Annotated in this window: 13 protein-coding genes; 8 read left to right on the top strand and 5 right to left on the bottom strand. The window is 66.9% G+C overall.

What is annotated here, in order from left to right:
• Positions 1-141: 141 nt before the first annotated feature.
• The 6 genes from tldD (at position 142) to D573_RS0111560 (ending at position 9,860) form a co-directional block, all read left to right on the top strand.
• Entirely contained in the window at positions 142-1,584 is a 1,443-nt protein-coding gene (gene tldD / locus D573_RS0111535; protein WP_026287981.1) for a metalloprotease TldD, read from the top strand.
• 34 nt (positions 1,585-1,618) lie between these two features.
• Positions 1,619-1,882: a hypothetical protein gene (locus D573_RS0111540; RefSeq protein ID WP_018143927.1), complete on the top strand. Its 264-nt coding sequence runs from the start codon at positions 1,619-1,621 to the stop codon at positions 1,880-1,882.
• A 78-nt stretch (positions 1,883-1,960) separates the two neighbouring features.
• Positions 1,961-3,349, top strand: coding sequence for a metalloprotease PmbA (gene pmbA, locus D573_RS0111545; protein ID WP_018938765.1), 1,389 nt, complete (start codon positions 1,961-1,963; stop codon positions 3,347-3,349).
• Positions 3,350-3,635: 286 nt separating this feature from the next.
• The gene (locus tag D573_RS0111550; RefSeq protein ID WP_018938764.1) at positions 3,636-7,115 is read left to right on the top strand and encodes an EAL domain-containing protein; all 3,480 of its coding nucleotides are present in this window, start codon (positions 3,636-3,638) and stop codon (positions 7,113-7,115) included.
• A 235-nt stretch (positions 7,116-7,350) separates the two neighbouring features.
• Positions 7,351-9,249: a M48 family metalloprotease gene (locus D573_RS0111555; RefSeq protein WP_018938763.1), complete on the top strand. Its 1,899-nt coding sequence runs from the start codon at positions 7,351-7,353 to the stop codon at positions 9,247-9,249.
• A gap of 407 nt (positions 9,250-9,656) precedes the next feature.
• The gene (locus D573_RS0111560; RefSeq protein ID WP_018143924.1) at positions 9,657-9,860 is read left to right on the top strand and encodes a cold-shock protein; all 204 of its coding nucleotides are present in this window, start codon (positions 9,657-9,659) and stop codon (positions 9,858-9,860) included.
• Between the two features lie 529 nt (positions 9,861-10,389).
• Here D573_RS0111560 and D573_RS0111565 read toward each other — a convergent pair.
• On the bottom strand, positions 10,390-11,400 hold the full coding sequence (locus D573_RS0111565) for a hypothetical protein (RefSeq protein ID WP_018938762.1): 1,011 nt from the start codon (positions 11,398-11,400) through the stop codon (positions 10,390-10,392).
• A 260-nt stretch (positions 11,401-11,660) separates the two neighbouring features.
• Between D573_RS0111565 and D573_RS14600 the strand changes: the two genes are divergently transcribed.
• The gene (locus D573_RS14600) at positions 11,661-11,807 is read left to right on the top strand and encodes a hypothetical protein (RefSeq protein WP_018176051.1); all 147 of its coding nucleotides are present in this window, start codon (positions 11,661-11,663) and stop codon (positions 11,805-11,807) included.
• A gap of 340 nt (positions 11,808-12,147) precedes the next feature.
• Entirely contained in the window at positions 12,148-13,095 is a 948-nt protein-coding gene (locus tag D573_RS0111575; RefSeq protein WP_018938761.1) for a GGDEF domain-containing protein, read from the top strand.
• 30 nt (positions 13,096-13,125) lie between these two features.
• On the opposite strand, the gene D573_RS0111580 is transcribed toward D573_RS0111575, so the two are convergent.
• From D573_RS0111580 to purM, 4 genes are read right to left on the bottom strand one after another with little or no spacing between them, the layout of a single operon-like run.
• Positions 13,126-14,532 carry an NAD(P)/FAD-dependent oxidoreductase gene (locus D573_RS0111580; RefSeq protein WP_018938760.1) on the bottom strand — a complete coding sequence of 469 codons (1,407 nt, stop codon included), beginning with the start codon at positions 14,530-14,532 and terminating at the stop codon, positions 13,126-13,128.
• Positions 14,533-14,537: 5 nt separating this feature from the next.
• Positions 14,538-15,287 carry a DUF3108 domain-containing protein gene (locus D573_RS0111585; RefSeq protein WP_018938759.1) on the bottom strand — a complete coding sequence of 250 codons (750 nt, stop codon included), beginning with the start codon at positions 15,285-15,287 and terminating at the stop codon, positions 14,538-14,540.
• Between the two features lie 7 nt (positions 15,288-15,294).
• Positions 15,295-16,023 carry a phosphoribosylglycinamide formyltransferase gene (gene purN / locus D573_RS0111590; RefSeq protein ID WP_018649763.1) on the bottom strand — a complete coding sequence of 243 codons (729 nt, stop codon included), beginning with the start codon at positions 16,021-16,023 and terminating at the stop codon, positions 15,295-15,297.
• Positions 16,020-17,078: a phosphoribosylformylglycinamidine cyclo-ligase gene (purM, locus tag D573_RS0111595; RefSeq protein ID WP_018938758.1), complete on the bottom strand. Its 1,059-nt coding sequence runs from the start codon at positions 17,076-17,078 to the stop codon at positions 16,020-16,022. The genes purN and purM overlap by 4 nt, the downstream gene beginning before the upstream one ends.
• Positions 17,079-17,233 lie beyond the last annotated feature (155 nt).

Genomic DNA, 17,233 nt, shown 5'->3' on the forward strand with positions numbered 1-17,233 from the left:
CCTGGGTCAGGGTGGCGATATACCCGCAACGGTCGCGCGCTTGAAAGCGAACGGCGTGCCCCAAGCTCCATACTGAAGGCCGACAGCTGCTCCCCCATGATGGACACGGAACAGCGGATTTACGGAACCCGAGAGGACTTCATGATCGACCGCCTTGCGCAACAGACCCTGCTCGACCCCGCCGGCCTTGGCGAAAGCGAGCTGAGCTCCCTTCTGGGCACCACCTTCGGTCACGGTATCGATGGCGGTGACTGCTACTTCCAGTTCTCCAGCCAGGAGGGCTGGTCGCTGGAGGACGGCATCGTGAAATCCGCCAGCTTCAACATCGAACGCGGCGTTGGCATCCGTGTGGTGCGCGGCGAGCAGACCGGGTTCGCCTACTCCGACGACATCGCGATGCCGGCCATGCTGGAGGCCGCGAAGACCGCGCGCAGCATTGCCAGTGCCGGGCAGAGCGGGCGCATTGCGGTTGCCTCGCGCGCGTCCTCGCGGCCGGCGCTGTACGCCCCCGACAATCCGCTCGATTCGCTGGGCGAGCAGGCCAAGATCGACCTCCTGAAGGAGGTGGATGCCGTCGCCCGCGCCGACGATTCCCGCGTGACCCAGGTGATGTGTTCGCTGGCCGGGGTGCACGAGGTGGTGCTGGTACTGAATGCCCGCGGCGAGATGACCACCGACGTGCGCCCGCTGGTGCGCCTGAACGTCCAGGTGATCGTCGAGCAGGGCGGGCGCCGCGAATCCGGCACCTCCGGAGGCGGCGGTCGTCACGGCTACCAGTACTTCCGCGAGGATGGCCGCGCCGCCGGTTATGCCCGCGAGGCGGTGCGCCAGGCCCTGGTGAATCTCGATGCGCGCGACGCGCCGGCCGGCAGCATGAAGGTGGTGCTCGGGCCCGGTTGGCCGGGCATCCTGTTGCACGAGGCGATCGGCCATGGGTTGGAGGGCGACTTCAACCGCAAGGGGACCTCGGCCTTCTCCGGACGCATCGGCGAGCAGGTGGCGGCCAAGGGCATCACCATCGTCGACGACGGCACCCTGGAGGGCCGCCGCGGCTCGTTGAACGTGGACGACGAAGGCAATCCGACTCAGCAGACCGTGCTGATCGAGGACGGCGTGCTGCGCGGCTACATGCAGGACGAGATGAATGCCCGCCTGATGGGTACGCAGTCCACCGGCAATGGCCGCCGCGAGTCCTACGCCCGGCTGCCGATGCCGCGCATGACCAATACCTACATGCTGGGCGGCGACGCCGATCCGGAAGAGATCCTGGCCTCGGTGGACGACGGCCTGTATGCGGTCAACTTCGGTGGTGGGCAGGTGGATATCACCTCCGGCAAGTTCGTGTTCTCCGCCTCGGAGGCCTACCGGGTGGAGAAGGGCAAGGTGACGTACCCGGTCAAGGGTGCGACCCTGATTGGCAATGGCCCGGATGTCCTGACCCGGGTGTCGATGATCGGGAACGACATGAAGCTCGATTCCGGCGTCGGCACCTGCGGCAAGGAGGGCCAGGGCGTGCCGGTCGGCGTGGGACAGCCCACGCTGCGTATTGACGGCATGACCGTGGGCGGTACCCAGGCAGCCTGAGGGCTGCGGGGCCGATGCAACCAAGGAGGCACAGATGAATCTCGATTTTCTCGAACAGGAACGTTCCCTGCCGGAAGGGCATGGCCACGACAAGATCGTCCAGTGGCATGTCTTTCGCGCGCGCGACAAGGCCGAGCAGTTCGCCCACCACGTGGAGCTGAGCGAAGGCCAGGACTTGGTGGGTGGCTGGACGCGTGACAGCGTCGGCATGCTCTACTGGGTCGGTGTGCACGTCGACGACCTGGAGCGCTGGGGTAACGCCGGCGCGGTCCACAAGCACGGCGCCCGGGTCGACTAGTCATCCCTTCCCCGGGCCATCCGGCCCGGGGTGTCCTTGTATCGCCCCCAGATCAGTCATCGAGTAGCGGAACCCTGCATGAGTACATCTCCCGAACGCGCCATCCCGGAACCCGTGTCCCAGGAAGACGGGGTCCAGGCCCTGTCCCATTCGCCGGACTCCCTGCAGACGAGGGTTCAGCGCACGCTGGAGGCCGCGCGCGAGCGCGGTGCCTCGGACGTCCAGGCCGTGGTCAGTCACAGCGTCGGGCTGGAGTTGGGGGTGCGCAAGGGCGAGATCGAAACCCTGGAGCACGAGCGTGACCAGAGTCTTTCGCTGATCGTCTATTTCGGCCAGTCCAAGGGGGCCGCCTCTACCACCGATTTCAGTGACCAGGCCCTGATCGACACCGTCGAGGCGGCCTGTCGCATCGCCCGCTACACCGAGCCGGACCCGTACGCCGGGATGCCCGATCCCGCGTTCAAGGCGAGCGAGTGGGACGACCTTGACCTGGATCACCCCTGGGGCTGCAGCGCCGCCGAGGCGACCGAGTTGGCCCGTACCATCGAGGCCGCCGGCTTCGCGGCGGATGAACGGATCGAGAACTCCGAGGGTGCCAGCGTCAGCACGCGGCGGGCCATTGCGTTTCTCGGCGACAGCCAGGGGTTCATGGGCGGCTATCGCAGCACTCGGCACTCCCTGTCCTGCGCGCTGGTGGCGCGCGACGCAGCAGGCATGCAGCGCGACTACGCCTATACCGTCGCACGCCACGCGGAGGATCTGACCGCCGCCGAGCAGGTCGGGCGCGAGGCCGCCGAGCGCACCGTGCGCCGGCTGGGCGGGCGCAAGCTGTCGACCCGCAACTGCCCGGTGCTGTTTGCCCCGGAGATGGCGCGCACCCTGATTGGCAGTTTCACCCGTGCGATCGCCGGTCCGTCCCAGTACCGCGAGAGCTCGTTCCTGCTGAACGCCATCGGCGAGAACGTGTTCCCCGCGTGGATGCAGATCGAGGAACGCCCGCAGACGCCGCGCGCGCTGGGTAGCGCCCCGTTCGACGGGGAGGGCGTGCGCACCCGCAACCGCCCGCTGATCGCCGACGGCGTGCTGCAGAGCTATACCCTCGACAGCTACGCCGCGCGGCGTCTGGGCCTCGAGGCCACTGGCAACGCCGGGGGTGCGCGCAACGTGACCGTGGCCCCGGGCGACAAGGACTTCGCGGCCCTGCTGGCCGAGATGGGGACCGGTTTCCTGGTCACCGAGCTGATTGGCCAGGGCGTGAATCCGGTGACCGGCGACTATTCCCGCGGGGCCGCCGGCTTCTGGGTGGAAAACGGCGAGCTGCAGTTCCCGGTGGAGGAGATCACCATCGCCGGCAACCTGAAGGACATGTTTCAGCGGATGGCGGCCGTGGGCACCGACGTCGACCGCCGCGGCAACATCCACACCGGTTCCATCCTGATCGAATCCATGACGGTGGCCGGCGACTGATCCTGGGCGGTGAGTCCAGGTTCGGGACCATTTCCGGCTGGCCGTGCCGGGCAGGGTGGGGGTCCCCCGGCAGGGTTTTGCAAACGGGGCTTGCCCTGCGGGCCCAGGCAACCGCCGGGGGTGCGGCGGGGGATCCCCTGGCCTGGCACCGGGCCCTGTATATCGGCGCTTTTTTTGTGATTAACTAGGCATCCTCACGCGTCTGGGCGCCTTGTTGAAGCTTCTTTCGCTATTTCATCCACGTGCCCATGCAAGCGGCCGGTATTCGTTCGCCGCCCTGGTGCTCATGCTGGGCGTGCTGCTGTCGCTGCTGGCGGCGGTGCAGGTCAAGCAGTTGCTGGATGGCGAGGCGGTCGATCGGTTTGCCTTCGCCGCCGATCAGGTCACGATCCGCATCGAGGAACGCCTGGATGCCTATGCCCTGGTTCTGCGCGGGGCGGCCGGGCTGTTCGATGCCTCCGACGCGGTCACGCGGACGGAATGGCGCGATTACGTGCGCAAGTTGCGCGTCTCCGACACCCTTGAAAGGGTGCTGGGGATCGGCTTTACACGCCTCCTGCGGCCCGACGAGCTCGAGTCCCATATCGCAGAGATTCGCGCCGAAGGGTATCCGGATTACACCGTGCATCCCCCGGGCCCGCGCGATATCTACACCTCCATCGTGTTTCTCGAACCGTTTGATGCCCGTAATCAGCGGGCCTTCGGCTATGACATGTTCTCCGAGTCAGTGCGCCGCGAGGCGATGATTCAGGCCCGCGACACCGGTCGCGCCGCGTTGTCCGGTCGGGTGCAGTTGTTGCAGGAGACCGGGGACGATGTGCAGGCCGGAACCCTGATGTATGTACCGGTCTATCGCGTGGAGATGCCGACCAGCACGCGGGCGCAGCGTGCGGAGGCCCTGAAAGGCTGGACCTACAGTCCCTACCGCATGACGGATCTGATGACCGGCATCCTCGGCGACTGGGAGGTGATGAAAGGCGAGGCCGTGGGGTTGCGCATCTATGACGGCCCCGAGGTGGATTCGGAGGGGTTGCTATTCAGCAACAGCGAGATCGACTCCGGGGCGCCCAGCCGGTTTGCCCAGTCCCGGGAGGTCAAATTCAACGGGCGCATCTGGTCCCTGCAGTTCGATCATCAGAGTTCGCAGGAAGCGGTGGCCTATACCACCGCCTGGGCGACGCTGGGCGCGGGGCTGTTGCTGAGCGGCCTGCTGTTCGGATTGATCCTGTCCATCTCCGGCACCCGGGTGCGGGCGGAGCAGATTGCTGCCCGCCTGACCGAAGAACTCAGGGAGCAGGGAGAGCAGCTGCGCCAGAGCGAATACCGCTGGCGCTTTGCCATCGCGGGCTCCGGCGGTGGCCTCTGGGACTGGGACATCGCACAGGACACGATGTACTTCTCCCCCCGCTGGGCGGAGATCATGGGGGTGGAAGAGTCCGCCCTCGGGACCTCCCTGGACGAGTGGGAAAGACGCGTCCATCCGGATGATCGTGTGGCTGCGACGTCTGCATTGCGGGACTATCTCGAGGGTCGCCGGGCGCGTTACGTGAACGAGTACCGGATGCAGCACGAGGATGGCCGCTGGATCTGGGTTCAGGACCGTGGAATCGTCGTCAGCCGTGCCGAGGATGGGCGTCCGTTGCGCATGATCGGTACCGATACCGACATCACCGAGCGCAAGAATGACGAACTGGCGCTGCGAGCCGCGCACGCCGAATCCCAGCGTTTCCGCGCCGCACTGGATTACGTGTCCTCCTACATCTACATGAAGGACACAGAGGGCCGCTACACCTTTGCCAACCACGCCGGCCTGGAGCTGTTCGGTGTGACCCCGGAGGATCTGCCCGGCAGTGACGACAACCGGTTCTTTCCCCCGGAAACCGTGCGCCGGTTGCACAAGATCGACCGCCGGGTGCTCTCCGGTGAGCAGACGACCGAGGAGGTCGAAGTCGTCGATCCTGCCGGTCAACGCCGGGTTTACCTGGAGATCAAGGCCCCGATTCGGGACGAGATCGATCCGGAACGGATCGTCGGGCTGCTGGGCATCTCGACCGATATCACCACCCTCAAGGATCACGAGCGACAGCTGGAACGGATCGCGCATTACGATCCGTTGACCGGCCTGCCCAATCGCGTACTCCTGGCGGATCGTCTGCATCAGGCCATGGCACATTCGCAACGCCATGGCGAGCGCCTGGCGGTGGTCTACCTGGACCTGGACGGATTCAAGGCCATCAACGACACCCATGGGCACGCCGCCGGGGACCGCATGCTGGTGGAGCTTGCGGCGCGCATGAAGGGCGTGATGCGCGCCGAGGACACGCTTTCACGCCTGGGGGGTGACGAGTTCGTCGCGGTCCTGGTGGATGTGGACAGTGTCTACGCCTGCGGGCCCTTGCTGAAACGTCTGCTCGGGGCTGCCTCGGAGCCGGTACGCATCGACGACGACCGGCTTCAGGTGTCCGCCAGTCTGGGGGTGACCTTCTACCCCGAGGCCGGCCAGGACCTGGAGGCCGACCAGTTGTTGCGCCAGGCCGATCAGGCAATGTATCAGGCCAAGCTGGCCGGCAAGGGGCGTTTTCACGTGTTCGATGCCGAGCGCGACCGGACGGCCCGCAGCCATCACGAGACCATCGAGGACATCCGTCGCGCCCTGGGGGACGAGGAGTTCGTGCTGCACTATCAGCCCAAGGTGAACATGCGCACGGGCGAGGTGATCGGGGTCGAGGCCCTGATCCGCTGGCAGCACCCCGAGCATGGCCTGTTGCCGCCTGCCCGCTTCCTGCCCGAAATCGAGAATCACCCCCTGTCCGTCGAGCTGGGGGAGTGGGTCATCGAGCGGGCCCTGAAACAGATGGAAGAGTGGGGGGCCGAGGACGGCCCGGCCCTGGAGGTCAGTGTCAACGTGGCGGCCTTCCAGCTGCGCCAGAGTGACTTTGTCGAACGCCTGCAGCTGCTCCTGGAGGCGCATCCGGAAATCGCGCCCCGGCGTCTCGAGCTGGAGGTCCTGGAGACCAGTGCACTGGGCGACATGGTCGAGGTGACCCGGCGTCTCGAGGGCTGCCGTGCATTGGGTGTCGCCGTGTCGCTGGACGATTTTGGTACCGGCTACGCCTCGCTGACCTACCTCAAGCGTCTGCCTGCGGGGACCGTGAAGGTCGATCAGAGCTTCGTGCGCGATATCCTGGAGGACCCGGAGGATCTGGCCATCCTGAACGGGGTGATGAGTCTGGCCGAGGCCTTCGGACGCCGGGTCATCGCCGAGGGTGTCGAGACCCTTGAGCATGGCGACATGCTGCTGTACCTCGGCTGTGACCTGGCCCAGGGCTACGGTATTGCTCGTCCTATGCCGGCGGATCGGATCCCGGGCTGGGTGAGCGACTGGCGGCCGGCGGCGCACTGGGCAGGGCTCTCCCGCATTGGTCGCGAGGACATGCCGCTGATGTATGCCTCTGTTGCCCATCGCGCCTGGGTCATGCGGGTGGAGGCCTACCTTCGCGGCCAGAGCCCGCAACCACCGCCGCTCGCCGAGGACCGGGAGGGATTGGTACACAGCCTGGAGCATTCAGGGCTGCTTTCCCCGGCCGACCTCGCGACCCTGTTCCAGCGGCATCAGGAGATCCACGAACTGGTCGGGGAGCTGGTGCGACTCCGCGAACGGGGTCAAGGGGAACGCGCGCTTGTTCGGTTGGACGAGCTGCATGCGCAGCGTGATGGTTTGCTGGATACGCTCTCGGGGCACCTGGGTTCGGCGCGTACATCGTAGCCCCGGGTGCTGGGTGCTGGCGGCGGGCTGGCCGGCAGAAAAGGTCGACCACGGAGCGGCTCGCCCGGCGGCCAATGGCGGGCTTACAGTGAGGGAGCAAGAGCGTGGCAGGCAGGAGGGGGATGGATCATTCAGGCGCATCCAGGGGGGCGGAGCGAGGGTCGCGCGGCGCTTGCTGGAATGTTGAGCCGCAAGCGTCGGGCTGCGCGGAGCGTAGCCCTGTGGGAGTACAGCGGTGAACTTCTTCGCGCAGCAGGAGCAGACGCAGCGCAGGACCCGCTGGTTGCTGGCGCTGTTTGCCCTGGCCGTGCTGGTGATCGTCGGGGCTCTGGGCTTGATCGTCTGGGCCATGGGGGGCGGCACCGCGGCCATGGCCTGGGCCATGGGGATCACCGCGGGGCTGATCGTCCTTGCGAGCCTCTACCGCGCCTGGCGGCTGCGTGATGGCGGTGGCCGCCTGATCGCGCTGGAAATGGGGGGCGTCCGGGTTGAAGGCCATCCCGCGGACCCGCAACAGCGGCAGCTGCGCAACGTGGTCGAGGAGATGGCCATTGCTTCCGGGGTGCCGGTACCCGAGATCTACGTGCTGGAGCAGGATCTGGGCATCAACGCCTTCGCCGCCGGCTTTGCGTCGAACGATGCGGTGATCGCCGTGACCCGCGGTGCGCTGGACAGCCTGGAGCGCGCCGAGCTGAAGGGTGTGGTCGCGCACGAATTCGGGCATATCCTCAATGGGGACATGCGTCTCAACATGCGCCTGATCGGAATCCTCTACGGGATCGAGATCCTGGCGCTGCTGGGGCAGGGCGGGCTGGCGCGGCGCCGGCGTCGACACAGGGGCGATATGGCCGACACCGGGGTGGGCGTGCTCAGCGTGACCCTGATCGTGGTGGGCTATGTCGGGCTGGCCCTGGCGCGCTGGATCCGGGCCGGCATCTCGCGCCAGCGCGAATACCTCGCGGATGCCCATGCCGTGCAGTTCACCCGCGAGCCGGACGGCCTGGCCGGTGCGCTGAAGAAGGTCGCGGCCCGCTATGCCGGGTTGAACGGCAATACCGAGGAGATCACTCACATGCTGTTCGCTAGCGACGCGATCGGCCAGATCTTCGAGACCCATCCACCCCTGCTGGATCGTATCCGCACCTTGCAGCCGCATTTCGAGCCCCGGGATCTTCAGCGCCTGCGCGATCAGCTGAATGCCCGGGTGCGGCAGCGGGTGCACGAGCGCGCCGTGGACGGCATGCAGCGCGAACGCGAGGGGCGCCTGCCGGGTGCCGAGGCCGTGGGGGATGCCCTCGGCGGCCACCCGGCACTGACCCATATTCTCGGTGCCGGCATGTTGCTTGCTGCGATTCCGGGGCCGCTGGCCTGGGCCGCGCGCTCGGATGCGCGGGCGATCGAGGTGGTCTTGTATCTCCTGTTGCATGCGGACCTGGATGTGCGCGAGCGGCAGCTGATGATGATTGCCGAGGCGTTGGGGGAGGCGCGCGGAGAGGCCGTTCGTCGTTTGCAGACAGCGGAACCTGCGCTGCGCGAGGACCTGCGCCTGCCGCTTCTGGAGCTGGGATTCCCGATGCTGCGGCGGCTTTCAGCCGAGGAGCGCACGCGCCTGCAGGGGCTGGTCGAGCGGCTGATTCATGCCGATGGCCGGGTGGCAGTATTCGAGTATGCCCTTGGGCGCATGCTGAGCCGCCAGCTGCGGGATGTGCAGGATCCTGCCGCGGCGGCCCGCCCCAGGACTGCCACGCTGGACGCCCACAAGGAGAGCGCGCATTACCTGCTGGCGGTGCTGGCCCACCATGGCCATCCGGACGACCCGGCGGCGGCGCGGGCCGCGCTGACCGCCGGGATTGGCAGCCTGGACGGGGCGCTGCCGCTGGCGGTGGAGATCCCCGAGGCCCTGACCGGGGCGGCCGGTGCGCGCGCATGGGCGAATGTGCTGGACCGCGTGCTGGAACAGCTGGATACCCTGCGCATGCGCGACAAGGACTCGCTGATACGGGCGATGGTGACCACCGTCAGCCATGGCGGTCAGGTGGTGCCGGCCGAGGTCGAGCTGCTGCGAGTGATGGCGGCGTCGCTGCACGTCCCGCTGCCGCTGGAAACGGAGGGGGTGTTTGATGGTTTGGCGTAGGGGGCGGCCTGCGCATGAGGGTGCGGCCGGTGTCCCCCGAGGCGCGTTGGTTCTGGCCGAAAATGCCTTGAAACCGCTTCCACGTGGGAAATAAGAACCTGAATCCAAATTAAAATCCGACTCAAGCGGCGGATAACAAACGATTTTCCGGGCGCACATCAAGAAAATCCGAAAAAACACTTTCAATCGAGAGTGGTTTGGGAGGACAATGGCCGCGAGGTAACGGTAACAGGCTCCATGCAGCACCAGGCGACACCCCCAAAAGGGGCGTTAAGATTCGCAGTTCCGGTCCCGGTTGGTTTGGGGCCGCGTAGAATCACGATCAAGTTCCATCGTCGTTCGGTTGCCCTCCAGTCTCTCCTCCCCTCGAAAACCCAATCTATTATGAACAAGCAGAGGTAACCGAAATGGCTACAGGTACAGTGAAGTGGTTTAGCGACGAAAAAGGCTTTGGCTTTATTACCCCGTCTGATGGCTCCAAGGACGTCTTCGTCCATCACAGCGCCATCCAGGGTAGCGGCTTCAAGTCGCTGGCAGAAGGCCAGAGCGTCTCGTTTGACGTCGAGCAGGGCCAGAAGGGCCCGGCCGCCGCGAACGTCGAAGCTCAGTAAGACAACCCCGGCGCGCAAGCGCCAGGTTGAGAGAGCCCCGCCTAGTGCGGGGCTTTTTTTGTGGTGCGCCAGGCATGGCGCGTAGCGTCGTTTAGGCGCTATCCGGCTAGCCGTGGTGGCTGGCTGGATGACTCGGGGTGAGAGTCCCCTATGGACCCTGATAGTGGGAACCGCTAGCTGAACAGCTAGGGTGTCCGCCGCGAGGAACGGTATGGCGGGTCGGAAGCCCAAAGACTGTCGAAGCGCTCACAGCACACAGGCGGCGGGGGAATTCATTGGAGCGAAGCTCAACCCAATAATGGGAGGCAAGAACCGCTGTGGTACGGATCCGTTTGCCCGGTGGTGTGAGAGGACGCGGGAGGCAACTCCCCCTCCTGCTCGATTGCGATCAGGGCGCGCGGAGCGGGATGTCCCCTGCGGTTCCAAATCGCGAGTGAGCGTGCACCTTATACGCCGTTTGGCGTGACGAAGCCCCCGTGACGTGGTTCCGAGACGCCGATGAATGCAAGCGATCGTGTTGGCTCCCGGATCAGAAGATCATCTCGATCCCGAGGCCCAGGGCCCAGGCCTTGCGCCGGTCCGGATCGCGATCGCCGCGGGGCCAGAAATGCCCGAGTATGACCTCGCCGATCAGCCAGTCGCGGTAGACGGGCTGGCGATAGATCCCGCGCAGGCCATATTCACGCACCTTCACCGGTCGGGCGGTTTCGCCATTCGCCAGCACCTCCAGCGAGATCTCCCGCTCCGGTCCGAAGGTCTGGAACACCCCCATGGCGGTGGACCAGGCCGCTCCACGTGTCTCCGAGCTGACGGTCGCGGAATTGCGCCAGCGAAACGCGCGGCGCTCGGTGAGTGCATGGGCCAGGTCGAGCGAGCTGGTTGCCCCGATACCGTCGCCGGTGGACACGAACAGGGTCTCGCGAAAATCCAGCGTGGTGGCGTCGGTCGGCCAGAAGATCCGGCGATAACGGGCCTGGGCATACGGCTTGTAGCCGCCGCGGATGCCGAGACGCAGGTCGACATGTTCGCGTAGGTGATAGCCGAGCCCGCCGAAATAGGTCTGGTCCGCGTCACGGTCCTCCGGCAGCAGGAGCTGCGCGCGCGAGAAAGTCTCCGGCTGGTCCTGCACCAGTTCGTCCTCCGCGCCGCGGCCGACGAACAGATAGACCCGTTCGTTCACGTTGGGCATGGTCACGTCCAGCCGGAACCGCGTGGAGGCCTTGAACCCCTTGTCCTCGCGGTGGAGCCCGCCGATCTGGATGCGACCACCCGCCTCGCCGCCGCTGTCGTCGAACGGCTTGTCACCGAACCAGCCATCCACGTTGCGGACCAGCCAGTAGGTCAGGTCGCGCGTGCCCTCGCGTGTCTGGTGCAGCCACTGCTGACCGGATTCCCCGGCGCCGATGTCCTCGCTGGCGTGTGCCGTCACGCAGAGCAGAAGTATCAGGACTAGGACCAGGACCGGAGATCGGCGCATGCGGTAAACGTCGGCTTGAAGGGTAGGGACGAGGGCGCTCGGGTATTGGACCGCGCGCAGCATTGCCGATCATTCTACGACCAATCCGCGCCCTGGTTGGCATGCATGGACCGCGGTGGATGGGGAGAATGGCCTGGGAGTGCGCGCCGTACGATCACTCCATGGGGCGGTTGGAGTGATGTTGTGTTCCGAGGCGGCGTCGCTGCGTGGATGCAAGACCGATTCGGCTGGCCGGTCCGATGGCCACTGTGCACGCCGAAGAGGCGCCCTCGCGAGCACCTTTCCGGGCACGAGACGCCGATAACGCTGGAACGCGGGCTGGCGTGATCGACTATCGCATCTGCCCGGCCGGCGCCGCTCGTCGCGGCTACGCCCCGGAGGACTTCCACGGCTTCGCGAGCGTCGTCCCGATGGCCGATGCCGAAATCGTCCGTCTGCAACAGCAGGAGGGCTACGGGTACATGCGTTAGGGCGACGCTGGCCCTTGTCCACGCCCGCGTCGGCGCTCCATGTGTTGCGCAGGGTGGACGCGGTTCTTCCGGCCGGTTGCCACCCGTGGTGCGTAACTCCGGATCGATGAACGCGGGGCATCAACCCCGCAAGTCGTTGAATGCCCGGCTTCGGCCAATGTTCCCACTGACGTCGCTGCGGTTCGCGACGAAAGCTCGGCTACACTGAGCTCACCACGCCTTGTCAGCACGACAGATCGATTCGAGGGCGACCGCGGATGTGGGGCCGCGTGTCCCCGGCGTACCAGAAGGGTATTCGATGACGGACGATAGAACGGCGAGGGAAGGATTTCTGCACGAGTTGGCGCAGACCAGCGTGCTCGCGGAGATCTGGCAGCATTTTCCGGAGAACATGTTCCTGATTCGGGTCGAAGGCCCGGATTTCGTGGTCGAGGCATCCAACGCGAAGATGCAACAGCTGTTCGCGCAGGATTGTACCGGCCGGCGCCTGCACGACATCCTGCCGTGGCCGGTCGCAGAGCAGGTGGTCGCACATTACCGCGACTGCCTGCGCCAGGATGCGCCCCTGCGCTACGAGGAACATGCGGCCTTTCGCGGTGGCGATGGCGTCGAAAAGGAAGGGCGCTGGCTCACCCTGCTGTTGCCCGTGCATGACACGCAGGGTGCGATCACGCACTTGTTCGGAATCTCCCAGGATGTCACCGAGTTGCGCCTGGCGCGTGAGGATCTGGAGCGCTACAGCCACAACCTGGAGGCCGTGGTCGAGGAGCGCACGCAGGCCCTGAACCAGGCCAACCGCGAGTTCGAGGAGGCCAATCGGCGGCTGGAAAAGCTCGCGTCCTGCGACCCCCTCACCGGGGTTGGCAATCGCCGGCACTTTCAGGCACGGGCCGAGAGCGAGATGGAGCGCGCCCGCCGCCACGGCAGTCCCCTATCGCTGTTGATGTTCGATCTCGACGGCTTCAAGCGGATCAACGATGAAGTGGGACACGCGGCCGGCGACGCCATGCTGAAGCGGGTCACCGCCACCGCGCAGGCAACCCTGCGCGACGCGGACCTGCTCGGACGCTATGGCGGGGACGAATTCGTCGTCCTGCTCCCGGACACCCGCCTGGCAGACGCCCGGCGGATGGCCGAGCGCCTGCAGGCGCGGGTGCAGGAACAGGCAGACATCTCCATCAGTGTCGGCGCGGCCGGCTTTCTCGCCGACGACACCCATCTCGAGCACCTCGTCCAGCGTGCGGATACCGAGCTCCTGGCCGCCAAGCGTACCCGGGCTGAACGCTAGCCCAGGACTACAGGGTGGCTTCAGGCCAGGTCAGAGACCGAAGATTTCGGACTTGAGGTTCCACTTGGAGGCGAGGGTCTCGGTCGCGTTGAGGAACTCCTCGGCGCGGGCCGGGTGGTTCCATTGGCCCTTGGCGATCCAGGCTAGGGCGGTGTCGCGGTCGGGGGCCAGCGACAGGATGTGGATCAGTTCGCCAGCGTCGGCGCCGATCACCTCGCCGCCCAGCAGGGCCCCGGTGTCCATGTCGCCGATCAGGCGCACGAAGCCCTCGGGCTCGTCCTGGCCCAGGGCGCGTGGGGAGGTCTCGAAGGCGGCAAAGCCGACCGCCGGCTCCAGTTCATCGTCCTCGGCATCGTCCTCGTCCATGCCCAGACGCGCCATCTCGACGGCGGAGTAGATCGCGATCGGGACGAAGCGCTCGTCCTGTTCGCGGGTGTTGCCGTTCTGGATGTTCTCGACCGCGATGGTCGCGTCGGCCAGGGCGTGGTTGGCGGTCTGCCACTCGCTGGCGACATCGCCGATGACGTAGATGTTGTCGACGTCGGTCTGCAGGGTGGGGCGGCGCTGGACGAAGCCGCGGCGGTCGGTCTTCACCCCGATCGCATCCAGGTTCAGGCCTTCGGTGTGCGGGGTGCGGCCAGTGCCGAGCAGGACCCAGTCGACCTCGAAGGTGTTGCCTTCGCTGTCGGTGATGGTGACGCCGTCGTCGGACATCTCGACCTTCTCGTAGCCTTTGACGCGGGTGGGCTCGACGCCGTCCTCGGCCAGGCGTTCCTTCAGCGTGCCCAGCGCCTGGGGGCTGAATTTCTGGCCGGACAGCGGCTTCGAGCGGCTCAGCCAGGTCACGTCCTTGCCGAGGTGGTGAAAGATCCAGGCGAACTCGGTGGCGACCACGCCGGAGCCGATGATGGCGACGCGCTGGCCGGCCGGCGGCTTGTCGTCGAACAGCATGTCGGTGGTGAGGACGCGACCGGGCGCCGCCTCGAAGGGCGCGGGGACGCTGGCGGTGGCACCGGTGGCGATGATGGTGTGCCGGGCCTGCACGGTCTCGGTGCCATCGTCGGTCACGACCTCCAGGGTCTCGGCGTCGCGGAAGCTCGCGGCTCCGTGGCGGTACTGGATCTTCAGGTGCTTCATGTAGCCCAGGTAGGAGTTGCGCACCTCGGTGACCACGTCCTTCTGGTGGTCCCAGGCCTTGCCCATGTCGGCGCTGAGACTGCCGCTGATGCCGCGGCCGGCGAAGTGGCGCTGGGCGGCAACGGTGCGTGCGGTGTGGTACCAGTCCTTCTTGGGCACGCAGCCGCGGTTGAGGCAGCAGCCGCCCCAGTCGGCCTTCTCGATGATGACGACGTTCAGTCCGCGCAGGGCGCCCAGGACGGCGGCACGATAGCCCCCGGGGCCACTGCCGATGATGGCCAGGTCAAAGGTTTCGCTCATGGTGGTTACTCGTCGGTCAGATCAATGATCGGGTCGTGCCATTCCAGCTGCGTGAGGTTCAGCTCGAACACGCGGCCGTCGGCCTCGTAGTCGAAGCGCACCGGCACATGGCGCAGCTCGCGGGCGAACCAGGCGGACAGGGCGACATCGCTGTCGTCCGTGCGGCGATCGATGCGGATGGTCTCGACCCGGCCGATCGGGGAGTCCATGGTCTCGCGCCCGGCGTACTCGAAGCGGTATTCGCGCAGGCGGTCGCGTTCCAGGGCCTGGATGGTTTCGCGGTCGCCTTCGCTGGACAGGGCCCCACTCTCCAGGCGTTGCATCATCAGATACAGCGAGCCGAGGAAGTCCAGGGTCTGCGGCGGCACCTCGAGATCGAAGCGTTCGCCGTTGATGGTGCCGATCGCGCGGTTGGTCTCCCAGTCGAAGCGGGTCTCGACCTTGCGTTCGCGGCGCGGGGTGATCTGCTGGCTGCGCGATTGCACCAGCTGCAAATCGCCGCTTCGGCTGTTCATCAGGGCCTCGCGGCTCAGCTCGAAACGCCCGAGGATGCGCAGGAAACCGGAGACATGGGCGTCCATCGCCATGCGGGTCTGCACGTCTTCGTGATTGAGCGTGATGCGCGCCTTGAGCGTGTTGCCCATGGCGTTGGCCTCGTAACTGGCGGTGTACGGCGGGATCGGGCTCAGGTCACGCTCCGCGGCCGCGGGGGCGGCCAGCAGGGCCAGCAGCAGGGTGATTGCGAGTCGGAACATGGGGGTTCTAGCCGACCGGGTGCGGTGGGCGGCTCCGGGCGTCAGGGCCTGAAACATCGTGGGTGTCCTCGTCGAGTTGCAGCGGCGCCTCAAGCGGCGAGCCGTCGGCCTGCAGGATCCGCCCGGACCACTGAATTTCACCTGAACACACCCGGCGCACGGCCTCGGGGTACAGCCGGTGCTCGGCCCGTTGCACGCGGGCGGCCAGGGTGTCGGGCGTGTCGTTGGGGTCGACCGGCACGCGGGCCTGCATGATGACCGGGCCGCCGTCCAGCTCCGGGGTGACAAAGTGCACGCTGGCGCCGTGTTCGGGCTCGCCATCGGCCAGGGCGCGGGCATGGGTATCCAGACCGCGATACTTCGGCAGCAGCGACGGGTGAATGTTCAGCATCCGGCCGGTGAAGCGGTCCACAAAACCGGGGGTCAGGATGCGCATGAAGCCGGCCAGGATGACCAGGTCGGGGGCATAGTCCTCGATGGCGGTGGCCAGGTCGGCGTCAAAGGCCTCGCGCGAGGGGTAGTCGCGGTGGTTCAGTACCCGGTGCGGGATGTGATGCTGTTCGGCAAAGCCCAGCCCGGCGGCATCCGGGCGGTTGCTGATGACGCCGACGACCTGCGCCGGGATGCGGTCCTGCTCGCAGGCCTCGATCAGGGCGCCGAGGTTGCTGCCGCGCCCGGAGATCAGCACCACCAGGCGCTTCGGGGTCGCGGCCGATTGCCCGGCGGGGACGCTCATGCGGCGGCGTATGAGACGCTTGGCTGGTAGTCGTCGCGCTCCTGGATCACGCCGATCGGCCAGCTGCGGATGCCGGCTCGGGCCAGCTGCGAGCTGGCGGCCTCGACCCGGTCCTCGGGGAGGATCACGGTCATGCCGATGCCGCAATTGAAGGTGCGCAGCATCTCCTCGTCGGCGATGTCGCCGGCCTGCTGCAGCCACTGGAAAACCGGCGGGCGCGCCCAGCTGTCCGGGTCGATGCGCGCCCCCAGGGTATCCGGCAGCACGCGCGGAATATTCTCGGTCAGACCACCGCCGGTGATATGCGCCATCGCGTGCACCGGGAACTGCTGCAGCAGCTCCAGCAGCGGGCGCACGTAGATTCGGGTGGGGGCCATCAGCGCCTCGCCGAGGGTGACCCCGTCGGCGCCCGGCAACGGGGCGTCCAGGCCGGCGCCGGAGTGTTCCAGGACGCGGCGGATCAGGGAATAGCCGTTGGAGTGGGGCCCGCTGGCCTCCAGGCCCAGGACCACATCGCCCGCAGTAACCCGGCTGCCGTCGATCAGGGCGGCCTTCTCGGCGATCCCGACCGCGAAGCCGGCGACGTCGTAGTCCTCGCCCTGGTACATCCCGGGCATCTCGGCCGTCTCGCCGCCGATCAGCGCACAACCGGCCTGTTCGCAGCCCTCGGCGATGCCAGTGACCACGTCGGCGGCGATGTCCACGTCCAGGTGGCCGGTGGCGTAGTAGTCGAGGAAGAACAGCGGCTCGGCGCCCTGGACCACGATGTCGTTCACGCACATCGCGACCAGGTCGATGCCGATGCTGTCGTGACGACCGGTCTCCTGGGCCAGGCGCAGCTTGGTGCCGACGCCGTCGGTGCCGGAGACCAGAACCGGCTGCTTGTAGCGATCCATCGGCAGCTCGAACAGGGCGCCGAAGCCCCCCAGTCCGGCCATGACGCCGGGACGCCGGGTGCGCGCCGCATGCGGCTTGATGCGTTCGACCAGCTCGGCGCCGGCCTCGATGTCGACACCGGCCTCGCGGTAGGTCAGGCCTGAACGGGATTCGGACATGGGTTCCCCGATGTTTGACGACCGCGCGCCGTGGCGGTCTCGCAGAACCCGGCATGGTAGCGAGCCGGGTGCGGGCGTGCAAAGAAGACGGTCCGGCGCGGGCCGCATTGGGCCGCTTTCCTCAGGGGCTTCGGCGCGGTGGGCTGTGGTATTTT

This window comes from Thioalkalivibrio sp. AKL9 (assembly GCF_000377825.1).
In the GTDB taxonomy this organism is placed as follows: Bacteria; Pseudomonadota; Gammaproteobacteria; order Ectothiorhodospirales; family Ectothiorhodospiraceae; genus Thioalkalivibrio; species Thioalkalivibrio versutus.

Bases quoted from the DNA above. Each gene is read 5' to 3' on its own strand.
- tldD (WP_026287981.1), top strand. From the start codon at position 142: ATGATCGACCGCCTTGCGCAACAGACCCTGCTCGACCCCGCCGGCCTT.
- D573_RS0111540 (WP_018143927.1), top strand. From the start codon at position 1,619: ATGAATCTCGATTTTCTCGAACAGGAACGTTCCCTGCCGGAAGGGCAT.
- pmbA (WP_018938765.1), top strand. From the start codon at position 1,961: ATGAGTACATCTCCCGAACGCGCCATCCCGGAACCCGTGTCCCAGGAA.
- D573_RS0111550 (WP_018938764.1), top strand. From the start codon at position 3,636: ATGCTGGGCGTGCTGCTGTCGCTGCTGGCGGCGGTGCAGGTCAAGCAG.
- D573_RS0111560 (WP_018143924.1), top strand. From the start codon at position 9,657: ATGGCTACAGGTACAGTGAAGTGGTTTAGCGACGAAAAAGGCTTTGGC.
- D573_RS0111565 (WP_018938762.1), bottom strand. From the start codon at position 11,400: ATGCTGCGCGCGGTCCAATACCCGAGCGCCCTCGTCCCTACCCTTCAA.
- D573_RS0111580 (WP_018938760.1), bottom strand. From the start codon at position 14,532: ATGAGCGAAACCTTTGACCTGGCCATCATCGGCAGTGGCCCCGGGGGC.
- D573_RS0111585 (WP_018938759.1), bottom strand. From the start codon at position 15,287: ATGTTCCGACTCGCAATCACCCTGCTGCTGGCCCTGCTGGCCGCCCCC.
- purN (WP_018649763.1), bottom strand. From the start codon at position 16,023: ATGAGCGTCCCCGCCGGGCAATCGGCCGCGACCCCGAAGCGCCTGGTG.
- purM (WP_018938758.1), bottom strand. From the start codon at position 17,078: ATGTCCGAATCCCGTTCAGGCCTGACCTACCGCGAGGCCGGTGTCGAC.